Source organism: Magnetospirillum sp. SS-4, from assembly GCF_902729425.1.
GTDB lineage: Bacteria > Pseudomonadota > Alphaproteobacteria > Rhodospirillales > Magnetospirillaceae > Phaeospirillum.
Map to the genome: position 1 here is coordinate 37415 of NZ_CACVCH010000043.1, position 17740 is coordinate 55154.

Annotated in this window: 20 protein-coding genes; 10 read left to right on the top strand and 10 right to left on the bottom strand. The window is 68.7% G+C overall.

The window, feature by feature from the left end:
- Positions 1-2: 2 nt before the first annotated feature.
- From MTBSS4_RS05835 to MTBSS4_RS05845, 3 genes are all read right to left on the bottom strand, one after another.
- Positions 3-878, bottom strand: a complete 876-nt coding sequence (locus MTBSS4_RS05835; RefSeq protein WP_173982459.1) for a glycine--tRNA ligase subunit alpha — start codon at positions 876-878, stop codon at positions 3-5.
- Positions 879-971: 93 nt separating this feature from the next.
- Entirely contained in the window at positions 972-1286 is a 315-nt protein-coding gene (locus tag MTBSS4_RS05840; protein WP_173982460.1) for a TusE/DsrC/DsvC family sulfur relay protein, read from the bottom strand.
- A 115-nt stretch (positions 1287-1401) separates the two neighbouring features.
- Positions 1402-1908 carry a ferritin family protein gene (locus MTBSS4_RS05845; RefSeq protein ID WP_173982461.1) on the bottom strand — a complete coding sequence of 169 codons (507 nt, stop codon included), beginning with the start codon at positions 1906-1908 and terminating at the stop codon, positions 1402-1404.
- Between the two features lie 149 nt (positions 1909-2057).
- Here MTBSS4_RS05845 and rnd point away from each other — a divergent pair, with 149 nt between their 5' ends.
- Together rnd and MTBSS4_RS05855 are read left to right on the top strand one after the other, a co-directional pair.
- On the top strand, positions 2058-3251 hold the full coding sequence (gene rnd / locus MTBSS4_RS05850; RefSeq protein WP_173982462.1) for a ribonuclease D: 1194 nt from the start codon (positions 2058-2060) through the stop codon (positions 3249-3251).
- Between the two features lies 1 nt (position 3252).
- A complete protein-coding gene (locus MTBSS4_RS05855) occupies positions 3253-3882 on the top strand; it encodes a YkgJ family cysteine cluster protein (RefSeq protein WP_173982463.1) in 630 nt (209 codons plus the stop codon).
- Here MTBSS4_RS05855 and MTBSS4_RS05860 read toward each other — a convergent pair.
- The gene (locus tag MTBSS4_RS05860) at positions 3860-4612 is read right to left on the bottom strand and encodes a hypothetical protein (RefSeq protein ID WP_173982464.1); all 753 of its coding nucleotides are present in this window, start codon (positions 4610-4612) and stop codon (positions 3860-3862) included. The genes MTBSS4_RS05855 and MTBSS4_RS05860 overlap by 23 nt on opposite strands.
- A gap of 163 nt (positions 4613-4775) precedes the next feature.
- Here MTBSS4_RS05860 and MTBSS4_RS05865 point away from each other — a divergent pair, with 163 nt between their 5' ends.
- The gene (locus tag MTBSS4_RS05865) at positions 4776-5810 is read left to right on the top strand and encodes a TIM44-like domain-containing protein (RefSeq protein WP_173982465.1); all 1035 of its coding nucleotides are present in this window, start codon (positions 4776-4778) and stop codon (positions 5808-5810) included.
- Positions 5811-5868: 58 nt separating this feature from the next.
- Here the strand turns inward: MTBSS4_RS05865 and MTBSS4_RS05870 are convergent, their stop codons facing one another.
- From MTBSS4_RS05870 to hisG, 6 genes are all read right to left on the bottom strand, one after another.
- The gene (locus tag MTBSS4_RS05870) at positions 5869-6456 is read right to left on the bottom strand and encodes a nucleoside triphosphate pyrophosphatase (RefSeq protein ID WP_173982466.1); all 588 of its coding nucleotides are present in this window, start codon (positions 6454-6456) and stop codon (positions 5869-5871) included.
- Between the two features lie 4 nt (positions 6457-6460).
- Positions 6461-6679, bottom strand: a complete 219-nt coding sequence (gene infA, locus MTBSS4_RS05875) for a translation initiation factor IF-1 (protein ID WP_068495116.1) — start codon at positions 6677-6679, stop codon at positions 6461-6463.
- Between the two features lie 90 nt (positions 6680-6769).
- Positions 6770-7213, bottom strand: coding sequence for an arsenate reductase ArsC (locus MTBSS4_RS05880; protein WP_173982467.1), 444 nt, complete (start codon positions 7211-7213; stop codon positions 6770-6772).
- A 2-nt stretch (positions 7214-7215) separates the two neighbouring features.
- Positions 7216-7689, bottom strand: a complete 474-nt coding sequence (locus tag MTBSS4_RS05885; RefSeq protein WP_173982468.1) for a UPF0262 family protein — start codon at positions 7687-7689, stop codon at positions 7216-7218.
- Complete coding sequence (gene hisD / locus MTBSS4_RS05890; protein WP_173982469.1) at positions 7689-8987, bottom strand: histidinol dehydrogenase; 1299 nt, start codon at positions 8985-8987, stop codon at positions 7689-7691. The genes MTBSS4_RS05885 and hisD overlap by 1 nt, the downstream gene beginning before the upstream one ends.
- Positions 8984-9583, bottom strand: a complete 600-nt coding sequence (gene hisG / locus MTBSS4_RS05895) for an ATP phosphoribosyltransferase (protein WP_254432410.1) — start codon at positions 9581-9583, stop codon at positions 8984-8986. Before hisG ends, hisD begins: the two co-directional genes overlap by 4 nt.
- A 194-nt stretch (positions 9584-9777) precedes the next feature.
- On the opposite strand from hisG, the gene MTBSS4_RS05900 reads away from it, so the two are divergent.
- The 7 genes from MTBSS4_RS05900 (at position 9778) to MTBSS4_RS05930 (ending at position 17736) form a co-directional block, all read left to right on the top strand.
- The gene (locus MTBSS4_RS05900) at positions 9778-10500 is read left to right on the top strand and encodes a response regulator (RefSeq protein ID WP_173982471.1); all 723 of its coding nucleotides are present in this window, start codon (positions 9778-9780) and stop codon (positions 10498-10500) included.
- Complete coding sequence (locus MTBSS4_RS05905; RefSeq protein WP_173982472.1) at positions 10497-11876, top strand: ATP-binding protein; 1380 nt, start codon at positions 10497-10499, stop codon at positions 11874-11876. Before MTBSS4_RS05900 ends, MTBSS4_RS05905 begins: the two co-directional genes overlap by 4 nt.
- 115 nt (positions 11877-11991) lie before the next feature.
- On the top strand, positions 11992-13998 hold the full coding sequence (locus MTBSS4_RS05910; RefSeq protein WP_173982473.1) for a TonB-dependent receptor: 2007 nt from the start codon (positions 11992-11994) through the stop codon (positions 13996-13998).
- 22 nt (positions 13999-14020) lie between these two features.
- The gene (locus MTBSS4_RS05915; protein WP_173982474.1) at positions 14021-15010 is read left to right on the top strand and encodes an ABC transporter substrate-binding protein; all 990 of its coding nucleotides are present in this window, start codon (positions 14021-14023) and stop codon (positions 15008-15010) included.
- A gap of 4 nt (positions 15011-15014) precedes the next feature.
- Positions 15015-15836, top strand: a complete 822-nt coding sequence (locus tag MTBSS4_RS05920) for an ABC transporter permease (protein ID WP_173982475.1) — start codon at positions 15015-15017, stop codon at positions 15834-15836.
- Complete coding sequence (locus MTBSS4_RS05925; protein WP_173982476.1) at positions 15836-16570, top strand: ABC transporter ATP-binding protein; 735 nt, start codon at positions 15836-15838, stop codon at positions 16568-16570. Before MTBSS4_RS05920 ends, MTBSS4_RS05925 begins: the two co-directional genes overlap by 1 nt.
- The gene (locus tag MTBSS4_RS05930; RefSeq protein WP_173982477.1) at positions 16567-17736 is read left to right on the top strand and encodes an NnrS family protein; all 1170 of its coding nucleotides are present in this window, start codon (positions 16567-16569) and stop codon (positions 17734-17736) included. The genes MTBSS4_RS05925 and MTBSS4_RS05930 overlap by 4 nt, the downstream gene beginning before the upstream one ends.
- Positions 17737-17740: the final 4 nt, after the last annotated feature.

Genomic DNA, 17740 nt, shown 5'->3' on the forward strand with positions numbered 1-17740 from the left:
GGTCAGATTCCCTTCCTGCTGGCCAGCCAGCCTTCGCAGCAGGCCTTGGCCAGGGCGCGGACGCGGCCGATATAGGCCTGGCGCTCGGTGACCGAGATGACGCCCCTGGCGTCAAGCAGGTTGAAGCGGTGGCTGGCCTTGATGCACTGGTCGTAGGCCGGCAGGGTGACGCCCTTTTCCAGCAGGCTCTGGCATTCCGTCTCGGCGTCGAGGAAATGTTGCAGCAGCATGTCGGTGTTGGCGTGCTCGAAATTGTGGGCGGAATATTCCTTCTCGGCCTGAAGGAAGACGTCGCCATAGCTGACGCCGTCGCCGTTGAAGTCGAGGTCATAGACGTTCTCGACGCCCTGGATGTACATGGCGAGGCGTTCCAGGCCGTAGGTCAGTTCCACCGCCACCGGATCGCATTCGATGCCGCCGACCTGCTGGAAATAGGTGAACTGGGTCACCTCCATACCGTCGCACCACACCTCCCAGCCCAGGCCCCAGGCGCCCAGCGTCGGGCTTTCCCAATCGTCCTCGACGAAGCGGATGTCGTGGGCCATGGGATCGACGCCGAGCCGGCGCAAGGATTCCAGATAAAGGTCCTGGGCGTTCTGCGGGCTGGGCTTCAGCAGCACCTGATACTGGTAGTAATGCTGGAGGCGGTTGGGATTCTCGCCGTAGCGGCCGTCCTTGGGCCGGCGGGACGGCTGGACATAGGCGCATTTCCACGGCTCCGGCCCCAGCGCCCGCAAGGTGGTGGCGGGGTGGAAGGTGCCGGCGCCCACCTCCATGTCGTAGGGCTGGAGGATGACGCAGCCCTGCTCGGCCCAGAAGGCCTGCAAGGTCAGGATCAGGCTTTGGAAGCTGGGCTTCCTCGCGCCGCTAATGCCCATGGGAATCCGCCATTTCAAAGGGATGCAACAAATTGGCCGCAACCCTAGCGGCGGGGCCGGAGCCGGTCAAGGGGGCGGGCGGCCGAGTTTCGCTCAGCCGGTGCTCCACGCGCGCGGACGACGCATGCCCGCGATCTTGCAGGCCTGCTGCACATAGCCGTAGGGAAACAGCTCGAACACCCGGTTGCGGCCGGCCCCGTGGGTTTCGCCCAGATGCCGGATGACGTGGCGCACGTCGGGGGCGACCTGGCGTTCCTCCAGCCAGGACCGCATGAAGCGGATGGCGCTCCAGTGTTCCTCGCCCAGCGCGATGCCTTCCCGCCGGGCCAGTTCCTCGGCGACGGCCTCGCTCCACTCGGAGGAATCGATCAGATAGCCCTCGGCGTCCAGGCGCGGATTCTCGGACATGGCATGGCTCTCCGTTAAGCGAAGAGCAGTATGAAACGCCGGGGCGCCGCCATGGATTGACGCCGGTCAACCGGCGCGTCCCTCCCCCGGCCGGGGCCGGAGGAGGGGCTCCGCCTCAGTCGACCACCACCGCGTCGTCGGGATCGTCGGCCCAGTCGGCGGCGGGCTTGGGCGTCCGGGCGATCCAGGCTTCCAGTTCGGCGACGTGCTCGGCTTCCTCGTCGGCCATCTCCGCCGCCATGGCGCGCACCTCGGCGTCGTCGTTGTCGGTGGCCTGCAAGGCGTAGTACTGATGGCCGCGCTTCTCGTTCTCCAGGGCGAAGACCAGGGCGTGATAGGGGGTCATCAGATAATGGCCGCCTTCGACCTCGCCCACCTCCGGCGGTTCGGCCATGTTCCAGCGGTATTGCCAGGACTTGAGGCGGGGCAGGTCGTGGGACGAGGCCCGCTGCGCCACCGACGCGCCGTGCAGGCGCGAATACTTGGCCATCTGCCGGAACAGTTCGGCCACCTCGCGGTTGTTGTGAACCTCCATGGTGTCGGCGAGTTCGTCGTAGCGGTCCGCCGCCTCCTGTTCCATGGCCATGGCATGGGCAAGAAATAGGGCTACCTTCTGGGTCATGCGGATGTCCTTCCCAGCCTGCCGGGACTACCCCGCGGTCCCGATCCTCGTTCCAGTATGCCCCCGAACGGTGATCGGGGCAAATCCAGACCGACACGATTCCCGTCTGCCCCCTTGCCGGCTCCGCGGCCAGAGTGTATCAATTCTCCATGCCTATGATCTCCGATACCGCCTCGCTCGATGCCTTCTGTCAGAGGCTGAAATCCGCCAGCTACATCACCGTCGACACCGAGTTCATGCGGGAAAAGACGTACTGGCCCATCCTCTGTCTGGTACAGCTGGGCGGCCCCGACGAGGCCCGCGCCATCGACCCCCTGGCCCCCGGCATCGACCTCGCCCCGCTATACCGGCTGATGGCCGACGCCAGCGTGCTGAAGGTCTTCCACGCCGCTCGCCAGGATGTGGAAATCTTCCTGCATCAGGGCGGCGCCGTCCCGACGCCGCTGTTTGACACCCAGGTCGCCGCCATGGTGTGCGGCTTCGGCGATTCGGTCGGCTACGAGACCCTGGCCTCGCAATTGGCCAAGGCCCGCATCGACAAGACCATGCGCTTCACCGACTGGTCCATCCGCCCCCTGTCGGAAAAGCAGATCCAGTACGCCCTGGCCGACGTCACCCATCTGCGCGTCGCCTACGAGAAGCTGGTGCGCAAGCTGGAGAAGAACGGGCGCCTGGACTGGCTGACCGAGGAGATGGCGCTGCTGGCCGATCCCGCCACCTATCGCGTCGATCCCGACAACGCATGGCGCCGGCTCAAGCCGCGTTCCACCTCGCCCCGCTTCCTGGCGGTTCTGAAGGAGCTGGCGGCCTGGCGCGAGCGCGAGGCGCAAGAGCGCGACCTGCCGCGCCAGCGGGTGCTGCGCGACGAGACCCTGACCGAGATCGCCGCCCATCACCCCACCGACGTCAATGAACTGGGACGCACGCGGGGCATCGGCAAGGGGCTGGTGGAGGGCAAGATGGGCCTGGCCATCCTGGAAGCGGTTCGCCGCGGCCTCGACACGCCCGAGGACCGTTGCCCCGTCCCGCCCGACCGGGTCGAGGTGCCAAAGGGCCTGGGGCCGGTGGTGGAACTGCTGAAGGTCCTCCTCAAGATGAAATGCGACGAACACGGCGTCGCCAGCAAACTGGTGGCCAATTCCGCCGATATCGACGCCATCGCCGCCGATGACGCCGCCGACGTTCCCGCCCTGCACGGCTGGCGCCGCGAACTGTTCGGCGAGGATGCGCTGAAACTGAAGCACGGCCATCTGGGACTGGGGTTTTGCACCGATGGCCGCCGGCTGCGCCTGATTCCGTCCGAGCCGGTCGATCCCGCCCCTCCCGCCGCCATCATCGACTGAGATGTCGTCGGCTCCGGGCTATGGCGAGGCCCGGCGGCGGGCCGATCAGGCGGCCGGAGCCGCCCTCGCCCGCGAAGGCGGTCAGGCCGCCGCCGCCCGCGCCGCCGTCGCCGCCACCGATTCCTTCTTCGACCTGATCCGCCACACCCTGAATCTGGACGGCCATCTGGCCCGCATGGCCTGCAAGGCCGGTTGCGCATGGTGCTGCTACCAGCAGGTGGCGGTCACCTCGGCCGAACTGGCCCTGATCGTTGAGGCGGTGGCCGGACTGCCGCCCGAACGCCGCGCCGAGGTCCGCGCCAGCGCCGCCGAAGCGGCCGTCCGGGGGCGGGGGCTCGATCCCGGCCGATACTGGGCCGCCCACATCCGCTGTCCGCTGCTGGACGAGACCGACCGCTGCCTGGTCCACGCCGCGCGCCCCATGGCCTGCCGCGCCTTCAACTCGGCCGACGCGACGGTCTGCCACAACTCGTTCCTGGGCGAGACCGGCCGTATCCCCGTCCTGGCGGCCCAGCACGGCACCTGGGCCCATGCCCAGGCCGGGCTGGCCGACGCCTTGGCCCGGGCCGGAATCGCTCCCGGCCCGGTCGCCCTGGCGGATGGGCTGACTATTTCCCCAACAGCCCCTTGACGGCACCGCCGGCATCGGCGGGAACCAGGGACTTGGCCTTGTCGCCGACATTGCCCAGCAGGTTGCCGAAGCTGGACGCCGACTTGATGGCGCCGGCCACCAGGGAATCCAGCACCCGCTGCGCCACCTGGGCGGCGCTGGCGCCACCCGAATCCTTGCCGATTCCGGTCAGCACGATGTCGCCCAGCTTGGCGGTGGTGTTGGCGCCGGGAATGCCGCCGGCCGCCAGCTTGACCTGGCCGCCGGTGATGGCGAGGCGGTCGATCACCACCTTCTTGTCCTCGCCCTTGGCCGGTTCGGCCTTGGCCGCGTCCTTGCCGCCGCCCTGCTTGGCGGTGAAGGCCTTGACGTTCTTCTGGATGGCGTCGAGGTTGCTGCCGCCCGAGGCGATCTCGTAGGCCACCGCCGGGGCGCCCACCAGCACCTCCTTGACCACGATGGGATTCTTGCCGAGGGAACCGGTATCCAGGGCCACGCTGATCTCGCCCAGCCGAAAGGCGGGATCGGACGAAAAGCCGGGGGGATTGGCGACCGACAGGCCGGAAATCGAGGCCTTGCCGTCGGACAGCGAGATCTTGACCCCGTCCACCGAGACCTTGACTCCGGCGACCTGGGTGCCGACCTCCTCGATGATGGTCTTGACGATGCCGTCCAACGACGAGAACAGAAACACCGCCGCGCCGATGACCACCGCCACGACGGCGCCACCGATGATAAGCAGCTTGCGCATGGACGTCCCCTTACCCTTGGTTGACAGAGGCACCAGTGTCGGCCAGAAGCGCGACCTTGTCGAGGAGATGTCGGAACCACCTGAATTTCGGTGGCGCATTTGCATTTCGCCGAGACCGACCTATACCTTAGCTCATCGAGATTTCTCCCGCGCAAGGACCGACATGAAGCGGATCATCCTCACCACACTCGTCGCCCTGACCCTGTCGCTGGCCGGAGCCGCCGACGCGCTGGCCAGGGCCGGCAAATCCGGCGGCTTCGGCTCCAAGGGATCGCGGACCTATGACGCGCCCATGCAGCGTTCGCTGACGCCGCCGACAAGCCAGGCCGCGCCGGGCGGCGTGCCCCCGGCGCCCCAGGCCGCCCCCCGCCCCGGCGCCGTCGATTCCGCCCCGCTGGCCCCCGCCGGCGTGGCCCGCCCCGGCGCCATGGCCCCGGCCGCCGGCATGGCGGCGCAGTCCCCCGGCTTCTTCCAGCGCAATCCCTTCATGGCCGGCCTCGCCGGCGGCATGATCGGCGCCGGCATCGGCGGGATGCTGTTCGGCAACTCGCCCGCCATGGCGGCGGCCAGCGACGCCTCGCCCGGCGCCAGCATGCTGGGCATGCTGCTGCAACTGGCGCTGATCGGCGGCCTTGTCTGGCTGGCGGTGCGGATGTTCCGCCGCCGGGCCACGCCGGCGGGAACCGCCAATCCCTATGCCCGCGCCGCCATGCCCGGCCAGCATGCGGAACCGGTGATGGCGCGCCAGGGGGCGATGACGGCGGCCCCGGCGGCCCCCCGGGTCGAACGCGAATTCGACGCCTCGGGCGATGACCAGCAGGCCTTCACCGACATCCTGCTTGGCGTCCAGAAGGCGTGGAGCGACGGCGACCTTGCCGGACTGCGCCGCTGGGCCACCCCGGAAGTGGTGATGTTCCTGTCCGAGGACCTGTCGCGCAACACCAGCGAAGGCTTGGTGAACAAGGTCGAGAACGTCGAACTGCTGAAGGGAGACGTCAGCGAGAGTTGGAGCGAAAACGGCTTCGACTACCTGACCGCCATGATCACCTTCGAGTGCGTCGACTACATGGTGCGGGCAGATACCGGCGCCGTGGCCAGCGGCAGCCCGGACACGCCGGTGCAGCACACCGAGGCCTGGACCTTCGTCCGGTCGTCCAGCGGCGGGAAGTGGCTGCTGTCGGCGGTGGAACAGGTCTGACGGCACAAGGAGCCGTCGTCCCGATGAAGCCTTCCCGGCCACGGCTGGGAAGGCTTTTTCATGCGTAGCCCAAACCGTCCAGCATGGCGGCGGTCTCGAACAGGGGCAGGCCGACGATGTTGGAATACGATCCGGACACGTCGCGCACGAAGCGGGCGGCCAGCCCCTGGATGGCGTAGCCGCCGGCCTTGCCGTCCCATTCGCCCGAGGCGACATAGGCCTCGATCTCGCCCGGGGACAGCCGCTTGAAGGTCACGACGGTGGTGACCAGACGCAGGCTGCGCCGGCCGTCCGGAGCCAGCACGCAGACGCCGCCGTGGACGCGGTGGCGCCGGCCGGACAGCAGGTCCAGGCATTGGCGGGCGGTGGCGGCATCCTCGGCCTTGGGCAGGATGCGCCGGCCGCACGCCACCACGGTATCGGCGGCAAGAACGAAGCAGCCGGGATGACGCGACGCCACGGTGGCCGCCTTGGCTTCGGCCAGCCGGCGGGCATGGGGGGCGGGCAACTCGCCCTTGGCGGGGGTTTCGTCCACATGGGCGGGATCGACCCGTCCCGGAACGATGCCGATCTGGCCGAGCAGGTCCAGGCGTCGGGGCGAAGCCGACGCCAGAACCAGCGCCGGACCCGCGACGGTCCCGCTCATCATCCTACTTGTAGCGGAAGGTGATGCGGCCCTTGGTCAGGTCATAGGGCGTCATTTCCACGTTGACCCGATCACCGGCGAGGACGCGGATGCGATTCTTGCGCATCTTGCCCGACGTATGGGCAAGGATTTCGTGTTCGTTGTCGAGCTTGACCCGGAACATGGCATTGGGAAGCAGTTCGGTCACCGTGCCAGAAAACTCGATTACATCCTCTTTCGCCATTGGTCCTCCATTCCGGGCTTCTTCCGCGCGGAAAGATAAGTGAGCGCTGTGCGCTGTTTGGTCAAGCGTTTTCGCGCCGCAACAACTGGATTACTCCCTCGCCATGCCCGGAAGGGGAAAACGCTTCAGGATATGGCGCTCCAATTCGTCCCGGACCTTGCGATAGGCGTCCAGCATGATTTCCCGGCTTCCCTCCACCAGGGTCGGATCGAAGGTGGGCCAGTACTCCACCTCGCAGGCGAAATGCCGGGTCAGGTCCACCGCCTTGTGCTGCGCCTCGGGCGACAGCGACACCACCACGTCGAAGCTGGTGTCTTCCAGGTCGTCGAAGGTGCGCGGCCGATGCTTCGAGACATCCACGCCGATCTCGTCCATCACCTGAACGATGAACGGGTCGGCCTCCCCCCGCCGCACGCCGACAGAATACACGTAGATGCGCTTGCCGTGGTAGCGCTTCATGATGCCTTCCGCCATGGGCGAGCGCACCGCGTTCATGGTGCAGCAGAACAGGACGGCCGACGGCAAGTCCTCCAAGCCTACCCCCTGATGTGCAGCACGCAGACAAGGGTGAACAGGCGCCGCGCCGTGTCGAAATCGATGTCGACCCGCCCCTTCAGCCGCTCCTGAAGCAGTTCGGACCCTTCGTTGTGCAGCCCCCGCCGCCCCATGTCGATGGCCTCGATCTGGGCCGGGGTCGATTTCTTGATGGCGGCGTAATAGCTTTCGCAGACCAGGAAATAGTCCTTCACCACCGACTGGAAGGTCTTCAGCGGCAGCGGCACCTCGGTCAGCGGCCCGCCGTCCTCGGAGCGGACGTCGAAGATCAGCCGGTTGTCTTCCAGCCGGATGTGCAGATTGTAGGGGCCGATGAAATCGCCGTTCACCGCGAAGTAGTTCTCTTCCAGCAGATCGTAGATGGCCACGGCGCGTTCGTGCTCGACCTCGGCGGCGCGCCGCACCATGGTCTTCTCGTCGAGCTGGATATGGATCAGCTTCTGCCGGTGCGGCATCAGGCCTCCCCGAGATTGAGACGCAGCGACACCGACAATCCGTGGGCGCCCAACCCTTCCGCCTCGGCCAGGGTCACCGCCGCCGGGCCGATCGCCCGCAGCGAGTCGGAATCGCAGCCCAACAGGGTCGTGCGCTTCATGAAGTCGATCACCCCCAGCCCGGACGAGAAACGGGCGGAGCGGGCGGTGGGCAGGACGTGATTGGGGCCGCCGACGTAATCGCCGATGGCCTCCGGGGTGTAGCGCCCCAGGAAGATGGCGCCGGCGTTGCGGATGCGGGCGGCCAGGGAATCGGGGTCGGCCACCGCCAGTTCCAGGTGCTCGGGCGCGATGCGGTCGACCAGCGGAATCGCCGCCTCCAGGTCCGGCACCACGATGACGGCGCCGTGCCGGGTCCAGCTGTCCCGCGCGATGGCGGCACGCGGCAGGGTCGCCAGATGGGACTCCACCGCCTCGGCCACCCGGCGGCCGAATTCGCGGTCGTCGGTGATCAGGATGCTTTGGGCGGCGGCGTCGTGTTCGGCCTGGCTCAGCAGGTCGGCGGCGATCCAGCCGGGATCGTTGGCGCCATCGGCCACCACCAGGATTTCCGACGGGCCGGCGATCATGTCGATGCCGACGGTGCCGAACACCCGGCGCTTGGCGGCGGCGACATAGGCGTTGCCGGGGCCGACGATCTTGTCGACCGGGCGGATGGTCTCGGTTCCGTAGGCCAGGGCGCCGATAGCCTGGGCGCCGCCGACCCGGTAGATCTCGTCGATGCCGGCGATGCGGGCGGCGGCCAGCACCAGCGGATTGAGCCTCCCGCCGGGAGTGGGAACCACCATCACCAGACGCCCGACCCCCGCCGCCTTGGCGGGAATGGCGTTCATCAGCACCGACGAGGGATAGGCGGCGGTGCCGCCCGGAACATAGAGGCCGGCGGCCTGGACCGGCGTCCAGCGCAGCCCCAGCCTGACACCGGCCTTGTCGGTGAAGGCGTAGTCCTTGGGCAGTTGCCTGGCGTGAAAGGCGTGGATGCGCCTGGCGGCCAGATGGAGCGCCTTGATCAGGCCGGAATCGCAGGATGCGGCGGCCTCGTCGATTTCGGCGGCGGTGAATCGCAACGTCTCCGGCGTCAGTTCCACCCGGTCGAAACGGGCGGTATAGCCGAGCAGGGCGGCGTCGCCGCGCTTTCTCACGTCGGCCAGGATGGCGGCGACCAGGGAATCCACGTCCTCGTCGTTTTCCCGCTTCATGTCGATGAGGGCGGCGAAGGCGGCCTCGAAGCCGGAATCGGTGTGGAGAAGCTCCCTCATGCGCCGCACGCCTTGCGGAAGGCCTCGATCCAGCCGGTCATCTCGTCGGGGCGGGTCTTGAGCGCGGCGCGGTTGACGATGAGACGCGAGGTCACCTCGGCGATCACCTCAACCTCCTTCAGGCCGTTGGCCAGCAGGGTGGCCCCCGACGACACCAGATCGACGATGCGGGTGCACAGGCCCAGCGACGGCGCCAGTTCCATGGCGCCGTTGAGCTTGACGCACTCGGCCTGGACCCCGCGGGCGGCGAAGTGGCGCCGGGTCACCTCGGGATACTTGGTGGCGATGCGGATGTGGCTCCACCGCCTGGGATCGTCGTCGGCGGCGACGGATTCGGGCTCGGCCACCGACAGGCGGCACTTGCCGATGCCGAGGTCCAGCGGCGCGTAAAGTTCGGGATAGTCGAATTCCATCAGCACGTCGTTGCCCGCGATACCGAGATGGGCGGCGCCGAAGGCGACGAAGGTGGCCACGTCGAACGAACGCACCCGGATGATGTCGATATGGGGATGGTTGGTGCCAAAGCGCAACAGGCGGCTTTTCGGATCGTCGAAGGCCGGTTCGGGAATGATGCCGGCGGCGTTCACCAGCGGCATGGCTTCGTCCAGGATGCGGCCCTTGGGCAGGGCGATCACCAGTTTGTCTTCAGCTCGCACGGTCTTGATACTCTGGTTCCTGCGGGGGCTGAAATATCTACAGCGTTTCGCGCCCGCACACCAGCCCTACCGCTGTTACCATCGGTTACCGAAACAACGCCGATTCCTGGGCGCCGCCGCGCTATAACGGAAACATGGACACTCAAGCCCACATCCTGGTGGTCGACGACGACCGCGAAATCCGCGACCTGCTGGCCCGCTTCCTGGCCCGCCACGGCCTGCGCGTCACCACCGCCAGGGACGGGGCCGAGATGATGAGGCTGCTGGACGAACGCCGCGTCGACCTGGTGGTGCTGGACCTGATGCTGCCGGGCGAGGACGGCCTCAGCCTGACCCGGCGGCTGCGCGAGGCCCGATCAAGCCTTCCCATCGTCATGCTGACCGCCATGGGCGAGGACACCGACCGCATCGTCGGGCTGGAAATGGGCGCCGACGACTATGTCCCCAAGCCGTTCAATCCGCGCGAATTGCTGGCCCGCATCAAGGCGGTGCTGCGCCGGGTGCAGTCCGCCGCCGATGGCCCGGCCCTGCCCCACGGCGCCCGGCTGCGCTTTCAAGGTTGGAGCCTCGATCTCGCCACCCGCGACCTCACCTCGCCCGATGGAATCATGGTGGCGCTGTCGGCCGGCGAATTCAGCCTGCTCCAGGTCTTCGTCGAGCACCCCCGCCGGGTGCTGTCGCGCGACCAGCTGCTGGACTTCGCCCGGGGGCGGACGGCGGTACCGTTCGACCGTTCCATCGACATCCAGGTCAGCCGCCTGCGCCGCCGCCTGGGCGACGACGCCAAGGACCCGCAACTGATCAAGACGGTCAGGGGCGGCGGCTACCTGTTCACCGCCGAAGTGGAGAAGGCATGAAGCCCCGCCTGCTTCCCGACAGCGTGCTGGGCCGCACCGCCCTGGTGCTGGTGGCGGCCCTGCTGCTGTCGGCCCTGGCGGCGGTGGCGCTGTTCTCGGCCCAGCGCCAGGAGGCGCTGACCGCCATCGGCGGCCGCAACGCCGCCGAACGGGTGGGCGGCTTCGTCACTATCAGCGAGCAGATCCCGCCGGAACTCCGTCAGGCCACCTTGCGCAACCTCGACACCCCCCGGTTCCGGGTGGGCTGGGGAATCGCCCCGGTGGTGACCGAGAACGAGACCTTCGGTCTGGCCGGCTATGTCCGCGACGTGCTGGAAAAGGGCCTGGAAGGTCGCCAGGTGCTGATCTCCACCCGCCCCGGCCCGCTGGGCGGACCCGCCACCGGGCTCAGCGGGCGCGGCGGCATGCATTCCCACGGCGGCGGCCCCGGCCATATCGCCCCGCCGGCGCTGCGCATTTCGGTGCGGCTGGCGGATGGCAGCTGGCTGAACGTGCTGGCCCCGTTCGACCACGGCGATTCCCTGTGGCGCCCCCGCTTCGTGCTGCCGCTGCTGCTGGCGCTGGTGCTGGTCACCACCGTGGCGCTGCTGGCGGTGCGCATGGCGACCTCGCCCTTCGCCCGCTTCGCCGCCGCCGCCGAGCGCCTGGGGGTCGACGTCACCGCCCCGCCCATGGAGGAACACGGCCCGCGCGAGGTGCGCCAGGCCGCCCAGGCCTTCAACATCATGCAGAGCCGCGTCGCCCGCTTCGTCCAGGACCGCACCCAGATGCTGGCGGCCATCAGCCACGACCTCAAGACCCCGATCACCCGGCTCAGGCTGCGCGCCGAATTCGTCGACGACGACGAGCAGCGGGCCAAGATGCTGGCCGACCTGAACGAGATGGAGGCGATGATCAGCGCCACCCTGGCCTTCGCCCGCGACGACGCCACCAGCGAACCACGCCTGCGCATGGATCTCGCCGCCATGGTGCAGGGGATGGTGGAGGACCTGGAGGATCTGGGAACCGATTGCGCCTATTCCGGACCGCAAAGCCTGGTGGTCGAGGCCCGGCCGGCGGCCTTGAAGCGGGCCATCGCCAATCTGGTGGACAACGCCGTGAAGTATGGCGGCGGCGCCCGCCTGACGCTGGCCGAGGGCGATGCCGAGGTTGAACTGACCGTCGACGACGATGGCCCCGGCATTCCAGAAGGCGATTTCGAACGGGTGTTCGCCCCCTTCGTGCGGCTGGAGGCTTCACGCTCCAGGGATACCGGCGGCTCCGGTCTCGGCCTCGCCGTCGCCCGCGCCGCCATCCGCGCCCACGGCGGCGACATCCGCCTCGCCAACCGCCCCGAGGGCGGCCTCAGGGTGACCGTCGGCCTGCCGAAGGGATGAATGGAACCGTCCCCGATGGGGCATCACGGGTCGATTGACCAACGTCAATGCGAATGAGTCTTAATTGCGTCTGTATTTGTCGCCAACGCCTCTCATTCGCACAAGGGAACCTTCCATGTCCCGTCCCCGTTCCGCCGCCATCCTGACCGCCGCCATCGCCTTTTCCTCGTCCGCATCGGCCCAGCAGGCCGCTTCCGCCGGACCGACCCTTCCCGCCGCCGCAATCGTGCCGGAACTGGTCCAGCACGCGGCGCCGGGACCGTTCCCGGTCCTGCCCATGTGGGATCTGGGATGGGCGCCGACCGAAATGCCCTATCGCCGCGACAAGGTGCATCCGGGAATGGGCGTGCTGACCTCGGTGATGGATTCGGCGGCCCCGGTCAAGCTGGGAACCGGGTACGGCAACGCCGGAACCGCCATGGAGCATTTCATCCAGGCGACCGTCAACCATCCCCTGGGCATGGTGCGGGCGATCGGCAACATGGACCGGGCGCGATCGTTCGAGGACGGCAACGGCGACAAGGTCCGCACCGGCTACGACCGCCATACCGAACAGCTCATGCTGGCCTACCGCCCTTCTCCGGACGCATCGCTGCGCATGATGCTGCTGCACGACCAGATCGACGACCACAAGCTGCCGCTGGCGGCCAGCACCATCCAGGGCGGCGTCGCCGTGACCGAGGGCTACGGCGCCGACCCGGTCAAGACCGAACGGACGGTGGGAGTGGTGACGGCCGAGACCCGGAAACCCATGTCGGGCATCGACCGCCTGAAGATGGAGTTCCGTTACAGCGGCCTGCAAAGAATCGCCAACAATTTCGATCTCCGTCCGGAAACCGCCGCCACCAGCCGCAACGAGGCCCGTCCCGCCCGTCACGAGTTCGGCGGCTCGATCCAGGGTGAAAGCGCCCTGCGCGACGACCTGCTGTCGCGGCTGACCCTGTCGACCAAGAACGTCTGGCACGACGCCGCCCGGTTCGGCGGCCCCAACACCTCGCTTTCCACCCTGTCCGGATTTCAGTTTCCCGGCGTCAAGATGTGGGAAAGCTCGGCCAATCTCGACCTTGCCTGGAAGCCGGCGGCCCCCACCAACGTCAATCTGGGCCTGCGCTACGACTACGTCACCGCCCAGGCCACCAAGGCCGACACCATCACCACCGTCAGCGGCTTCACCAGCACGTCGCGGACCCTGTATCGCCTGTACAACGGCGCCGACACCCCGGTTTCCCGCGATGACCATCTGATCAGCGTCAAGCTGGACGGCGAGCACAAGATGCTCGGCGACAGCCTGTCGCTGACCGGCTCGGTGGGCCGGATCATGCGCGCCGCCGACACCAGGGAGCGGTATTTCGCGCTGCCGGCCGCCAACAACGCCACCGCCGCCGGCACCTCCGCCCGGCAGATCGGCAATCCCAACCTGAGGCCCGAGGTCCATTACCGGGCGGAGGCCGGCGCCGCCCTCAAGGGCGAGGACTGGATCGATTACGGCCGCAAGCGGCCCGGTGGCGACGACGGCCTGGCCAGCCGGTCGTGGCGGATATCGGTGTCCGGCTATGTCGACGAGATCGAGGATTTCATCAGCCGCGACCGCGCCCATGGCCAGCCCGGAATCCTGCTCAACGACAACGCCTTCATCTGGCGCAATGTCGACGCCCGCATGGCCGGAACCGACGCCGAACTGGCGGTGAACCTGACCCGTCACTGGTCGACCCGTCTGGTGGTGTCCTACCGCTGGGGCGAGAACACGCTGGACAGCCGGGCGCTTTACGGCATCGACCCGCTGGAAGGCAACTGGCTGGTGGATTACCAGGACACCCTGGGCGAGATCGGTTCGTGGAACGCCGGCTTCAAGCTGCGCGCCGTCGCCTCCCAGACCAGGGTCGACGCCGATCCCAAGACCGGCAGCGGCTTCGACGTGGCCTCGCGCGGCGGCTTCGCCCTGCTGGACCTCTATGGCGGGGTGCAGTTGATGGACACCGTCGGCCTGCGCATCGGCGTCGACAACGTCCTCAACAAGACTTACGGCGAGCACCGCCCCCTCAACGCCACCGACGACGCCAATCCATCCGCCGTCAACGGCCCCGGCCGCAGCTTCTACGCCCGCGCCGTCGCCACCTTCTGACGCATTGAAAGGACCGAAACCGATGTCTGACTTTTCCCGCCGCGCCGTCCTGGCCGGTCTGGCCGCCGCCGCCGCCATCCCGCCCCGGAGCGGACGCGCCGCCGGCCGCCTGGACAGCCTGACCATCTCCGGCATGCCCGCCACCCCGTCGGTGATCCTGGCCCACATGATCGAGTCCAACGCCCTCGCCGCCCATGCGGACAAGACCCGGCTGAAGGTGTGGCGCACCCCCGATCAGGTCCGGGCCGGCGTGGTTTCCGGCGAGATGAAGGTGTTCGGCATCCCCAGCTATTCCTGCGCCAACCTGCTCAACCGCGGCGCCCAGGTGCGGATGGTCAACATCCTGACCTGGGGGCTGCTCTACGTCATGAGCCGCGATCCCGCCATCGCCAAGATCGAGGATCTGGCCGGCCGCACCATCTTGCAATCGTTCCGCAACGACGCCCCCGACCTGGTGTTCCGCCAGATTCTACGCCGCCTCGGCATGAATGCGCAAAAGGACGTCACCCTACAGTACGTGGCGACGCCGACCGAGGCCACCCAGTTGTTCCTGGCCGGCAAGGCCGATATCGCCATCCTGTCCGAGCCCATGGCGACGGCGGCCCAGATACGCGGTCTCCAGGCCGGCATCGCCGTCCACCGCGCCATCGACCTGACCGAGGTCTACGGCCGGGTCAACAACCGCCCGGCCCGCATTCCCCAGGCCGGGCTGGGTGTCTCGGAAGAGTTCGCCCGGGAACGCCCCGATCTGGTCAAGGCCATCCACGAATCCTGCGTCGCCAGCGCCCGCTGGGTGATCAACAACCCGGCCAGCGCCGGCCGCCTGGGGTCCGATTACCTGGATCTGGCGGCGCCGATCATCGAACGCTCGCTGCCGCATTTCCGCCTGGGAGTGGTCCCGGCGGCCGAGGCTCGTCCGGAACTGGAAGCCTTCTTCGGCGACCTGCTGGAAATGTCGCCCGACATCCTGGGCGGCAAGCTGCCCGATTCCCGCTTCTACTGGGGCGTCTAGCCCGATGGAGGAAGGCCGCGGCCGTGCCCTCAGGGCGCTGGATTACATGTGGGGGGGCTGGGGGGCGGCCTCCAGCCTGCTCCTGCTCACCGCCTTGTGGGAAGCGGGGCACGCCGCCTACGGCACCCTGGTGCTGCCGTCGCCCAGGGACACCGTCGCCAGCCTGTGGGACATGAGCGCGGCCGGCAAGGTCCTGCCGGCCATCCTGGAAACCAGCCGCAACGCCCTGGGCGGCTTTCTGTCCGCCACCGTGGCCGGCGGCATTCTCGGCGGCATGGCCGGCGCGTCCGACATGATGCGCCGGCTGCTGCAACCCATCGCCACCCTGCTGCTGGGCATTCCCGCCATCGCCTGGGTGGTGCTGGCGCTGCTGTGGTTCGGCGGCACCGGCGCCGCCGTCTCGTTCACCGTGCTGATCACCACCGCCCCCATCGTCTTCGCCGGCGCGGCCCAGGGCGCCCGGACCCTGGACGGCAGCCTGCGGCGCATGGCCCGTTCGTTCCGAGTTCCCGCCACCACCCTGATCCGCGACGTCTATCTGCCGCACATGCTGTCCTATCTGTTTCCCGCCCTGGCCACCGGCCTGGCGCTGTCGTGGAAGGTCACCGTCATGGCCGAACTGCTGAGCGGGGCGGGCGGCATCGGCGACGGGCTGGCGGTGGCGCGGGTCCAGGTGGACACCGTCAAGGCCATGGCCTGGGTGCTGGCGGTGGTCGGCCTGCTGCTGGCGGTGGAATATCTGATGCTGGAACCCATCCGCCGGCACTTGCAGGTCTGGCGGCGCGAGATGCCGGGCAGCGGCGACATTCAGGCCGGGGGATTCTGATGGCCGGTCTGGAGGTCACGGGGCTCGGCCACGCCTTCGGCCCGCAGCCCATCGTCGAGGACCTGTCGTTCTCGCTTCCGGCCGGCTCGCTCGGCTGCCTGATCGGTCCGTCGGGATGCGGCAAGACCACGGTTCTGTCCATGATCGGCGGCCTGATCGCGCCCGGTTCGGGGCGGATAGACCATGCCTTCCGCCATCCGGTCTTCGTCTTCCAGGACCCCTGCCTGCTGCCCTGGCGCGACGCCCGCGACAACGTCGCCTTCGGACTGAAGGCGACGGACATGGACCGCAAGACCCGGCGGAGCCGCGCCGAACGGCTGATGGAGGCGGTGGGACTGGCGCCCGAGGACCACGGAAAATTCCCCCACGAACTGTCCGGCGGCATGCGCCAGCGTGTCGCCCTGGCCCGCGCCCTGGCGGTGGAGCCCGACCTGCTGCTGCTGGACGAGCCGTTCAGCGCCCTCGACGTCGGATTGCGCCGTCAGATGCAATCCCTGCTTCGCCGCCTGATCGCCGAACGCGACCTGACCGCCCTGTTGGTCACCCATGATCTGGCGGAAGCGGTGCGGCTGGCCGACCACATCCTGGTGCTGTCGCCCTCGCCCGGCCGGCTGGCGGCCAGCCACACCCTCGCCGAGCCCTTCGCCGCCCGCGACGACGGCTTCGTTCATTGCATGGTCAACCGCCTGCTGGCCGACCCGGCCACCGCCCAGGCGCTGGCGATGGAGACATGATGACACTCTGGGCCTATGGCTTTCGTCCCTTCTTCCTGATCCTGCCCGTGGGCGCCATCGCCGCCGTCCTGCCCCTGCCGGTCCTGTGGCTGGGACTGGGAGGAAGCGGCGGCGGCATGCCCGCCGGCCTCTGGCACGGCCACGAACAGGTGTTCGGCTTTCTGTCGGCGGCGCTGGCCGGATTCCTGCTGACCGCCCTGCCCAGCTGGACCAACACCCGGCCGGTGACCGGGACTCCCCTGAAGGCCTTGGTGGCGCTGTGGCTGGCCGGACGCCTGGGATTCTGGCTGGACGGCGCGCTGCCGTCCTGGCTGGTCGCCGGCCTGGACGCGATGTTCCTTCCCGCCCTGCTGGCCACCACCCTTCCCGCCCTGCTGGGGGCGGAACGCAAGCCGTGGGAGCTGCCCGCCGCCCTGGCACTCCTGGCCGGGGCCAATGCCGCCTTCCACCTGGGACGGCTGGGACTGATCGACCTGCCCCCCGAGCGGCTTCTGTACGCCGGCCTGGACCTGTTCCTGATGATGATCGCCATCGCCAGCGGCCGGATCTTGCCGGTCACCCTGCGGTCGGCACTGACGGAGACGGGCGCCGCCGTCATGGTCCGGCTGGCGCCCGGCCGCCGCCATCTGGCCAGCGTCACCCTCGGCCTGCTCGCCATCGCCGAGCTGATTCAGCCGCACGGCCCGGTCACCGGCTGGATCGCCCTGGCCGCCGCCTGCGCCCAGGCCGACCGCATGACCGAAATGCATATCGGCCGGTCGATGCTGCGGCCCCAGGTTCTGCTGTTCCATCTGGCCCATGCCTGGATGGTGGTCGGATTGGGCGGCGTCGGGCTGGCCGTCCTGGGCGCCCCCCTCGACGTGACCGCCATGCGGCACGCCCTGGGACTGGGGGCGGCGGCGTTCACCGTGCTGGCGGTGATGTCCATCGTCACGCTTCGCCACACCGGGCGGGCGTTCCCGCTGCCCGGCGCGACATGGGTGGCCCCCGCCCTGGTCGGCCTGGCGGCGGCGCTGCGGGTCGGCGTGCCGCATCTGGCGCCGCAGGCCATGGCGACGTGGGGAGTGACGGTTCCCGCCGTGCTGTGGGCGGCGGCGTTCCTCTTCTGGGGCTGGCGCTTCGCCCGGTGGCTGACCGCCCCCCGCGCCGACGGCCAGCCGGGATAGAAAA

Excerpts from the sequence above, each read along its gene's own strand:
- MTBSS4_RS05845 (WP_173982461.1), bottom strand. The coding sequence starts at position 1,908 with ATGACCCAGAAGGTAGCCCTATTTCTTGCCCATGCCATGGCCATGGAA.
- MTBSS4_RS05920 (WP_173982475.1), top strand. The coding sequence starts at position 15,015 with ATGGAGGAAGGCCGCGGCCGTGCCCTCAGGGCGCTGGATTACATGTGG.
- rnd (WP_173982462.1), top strand. The coding sequence starts at position 2,058 with ATGCCTATGATCTCCGATACCGCCTCGCTCGATGCCTTCTGTCAGAGG.
- MTBSS4_RS05910 (WP_173982473.1), top strand. The coding sequence starts at position 11,992 with ATGTCCCGTCCCCGTTCCGCCGCCATCCTGACCGCCGCCATCGCCTTT.
- infA (WP_068495116.1), bottom strand. The coding sequence starts at position 6,679 with ATGGCGAAAGAGGATGTAATCGAGTTTTCTGGCACGGTGACCGAACTG.
- hisG (WP_254432410.1), bottom strand. The coding sequence starts at position 9,583 with ATGCCGCTGGTGAACGCCGCCGGCATCATTCCCGAACCGGCCTTCGAC.
- MTBSS4_RS05865 (WP_173982465.1), top strand. The coding sequence starts at position 4,776 with ATGAAGCGGATCATCCTCACCACACTCGTCGCCCTGACCCTGTCGCTG.
- MTBSS4_RS05930 (WP_173982477.1), top strand. The coding sequence starts at position 16,567 with ATGATGACACTCTGGGCCTATGGCTTTCGTCCCTTCTTCCTGATCCTG.
- MTBSS4_RS05900 (WP_173982471.1), top strand. The coding sequence starts at position 9,778 with ATGGACACTCAAGCCCACATCCTGGTGGTCGACGACGACCGCGAAATC.
- MTBSS4_RS05885 (WP_173982468.1), bottom strand. The coding sequence starts at position 7,689 with ATGCCGCACCGGCAGAAGCTGATCCATATCCAGCTCGACGAGAAGACC.
- MTBSS4_RS05840 (WP_173982460.1), bottom strand. The coding sequence starts at position 1,286 with ATGTCCGAGAATCCGCGCCTGGACGCCGAGGGCTATCTGATCGATTCC.
- MTBSS4_RS05925 (WP_173982476.1), top strand. The coding sequence starts at position 15,836 with ATGGCCGGTCTGGAGGTCACGGGGCTCGGCCACGCCTTCGGCCCGCAG.
- hisD (WP_173982469.1), bottom strand. The coding sequence starts at position 8,987 with ATGAGGGAGCTTCTCCACACCGATTCCGGCTTCGAGGCCGCCTTCGCC.
- MTBSS4_RS05860 (WP_173982464.1), bottom strand. The coding sequence starts at position 4,612 with ATGCGCAAGCTGCTTATCATCGGTGGCGCCGTCGTGGCGGTGGTCATC.
- MTBSS4_RS05905 (WP_173982472.1), top strand. The coding sequence starts at position 10,497 with ATGAAGCCCCGCCTGCTTCCCGACAGCGTGCTGGGCCGCACCGCCCTG.
- MTBSS4_RS05855 (WP_173982463.1), top strand. The coding sequence starts at position 3,253 with ATGTCGTCGGCTCCGGGCTATGGCGAGGCCCGGCGGCGGGCCGATCAG.
- MTBSS4_RS05915 (WP_173982474.1), top strand. The coding sequence starts at position 14,021 with ATGTCTGACTTTTCCCGCCGCGCCGTCCTGGCCGGTCTGGCCGCCGCC.
- MTBSS4_RS05870 (WP_173982466.1), bottom strand. The coding sequence starts at position 6,456 with ATGAGCGGGACCGTCGCGGGTCCGGCGCTGGTTCTGGCGTCGGCTTCG.
- MTBSS4_RS05835 (WP_173982459.1), bottom strand. The coding sequence starts at position 878 with ATGGGCATTAGCGGCGCGAGGAAGCCCAGCTTCCAAAGCCTGATCCTG.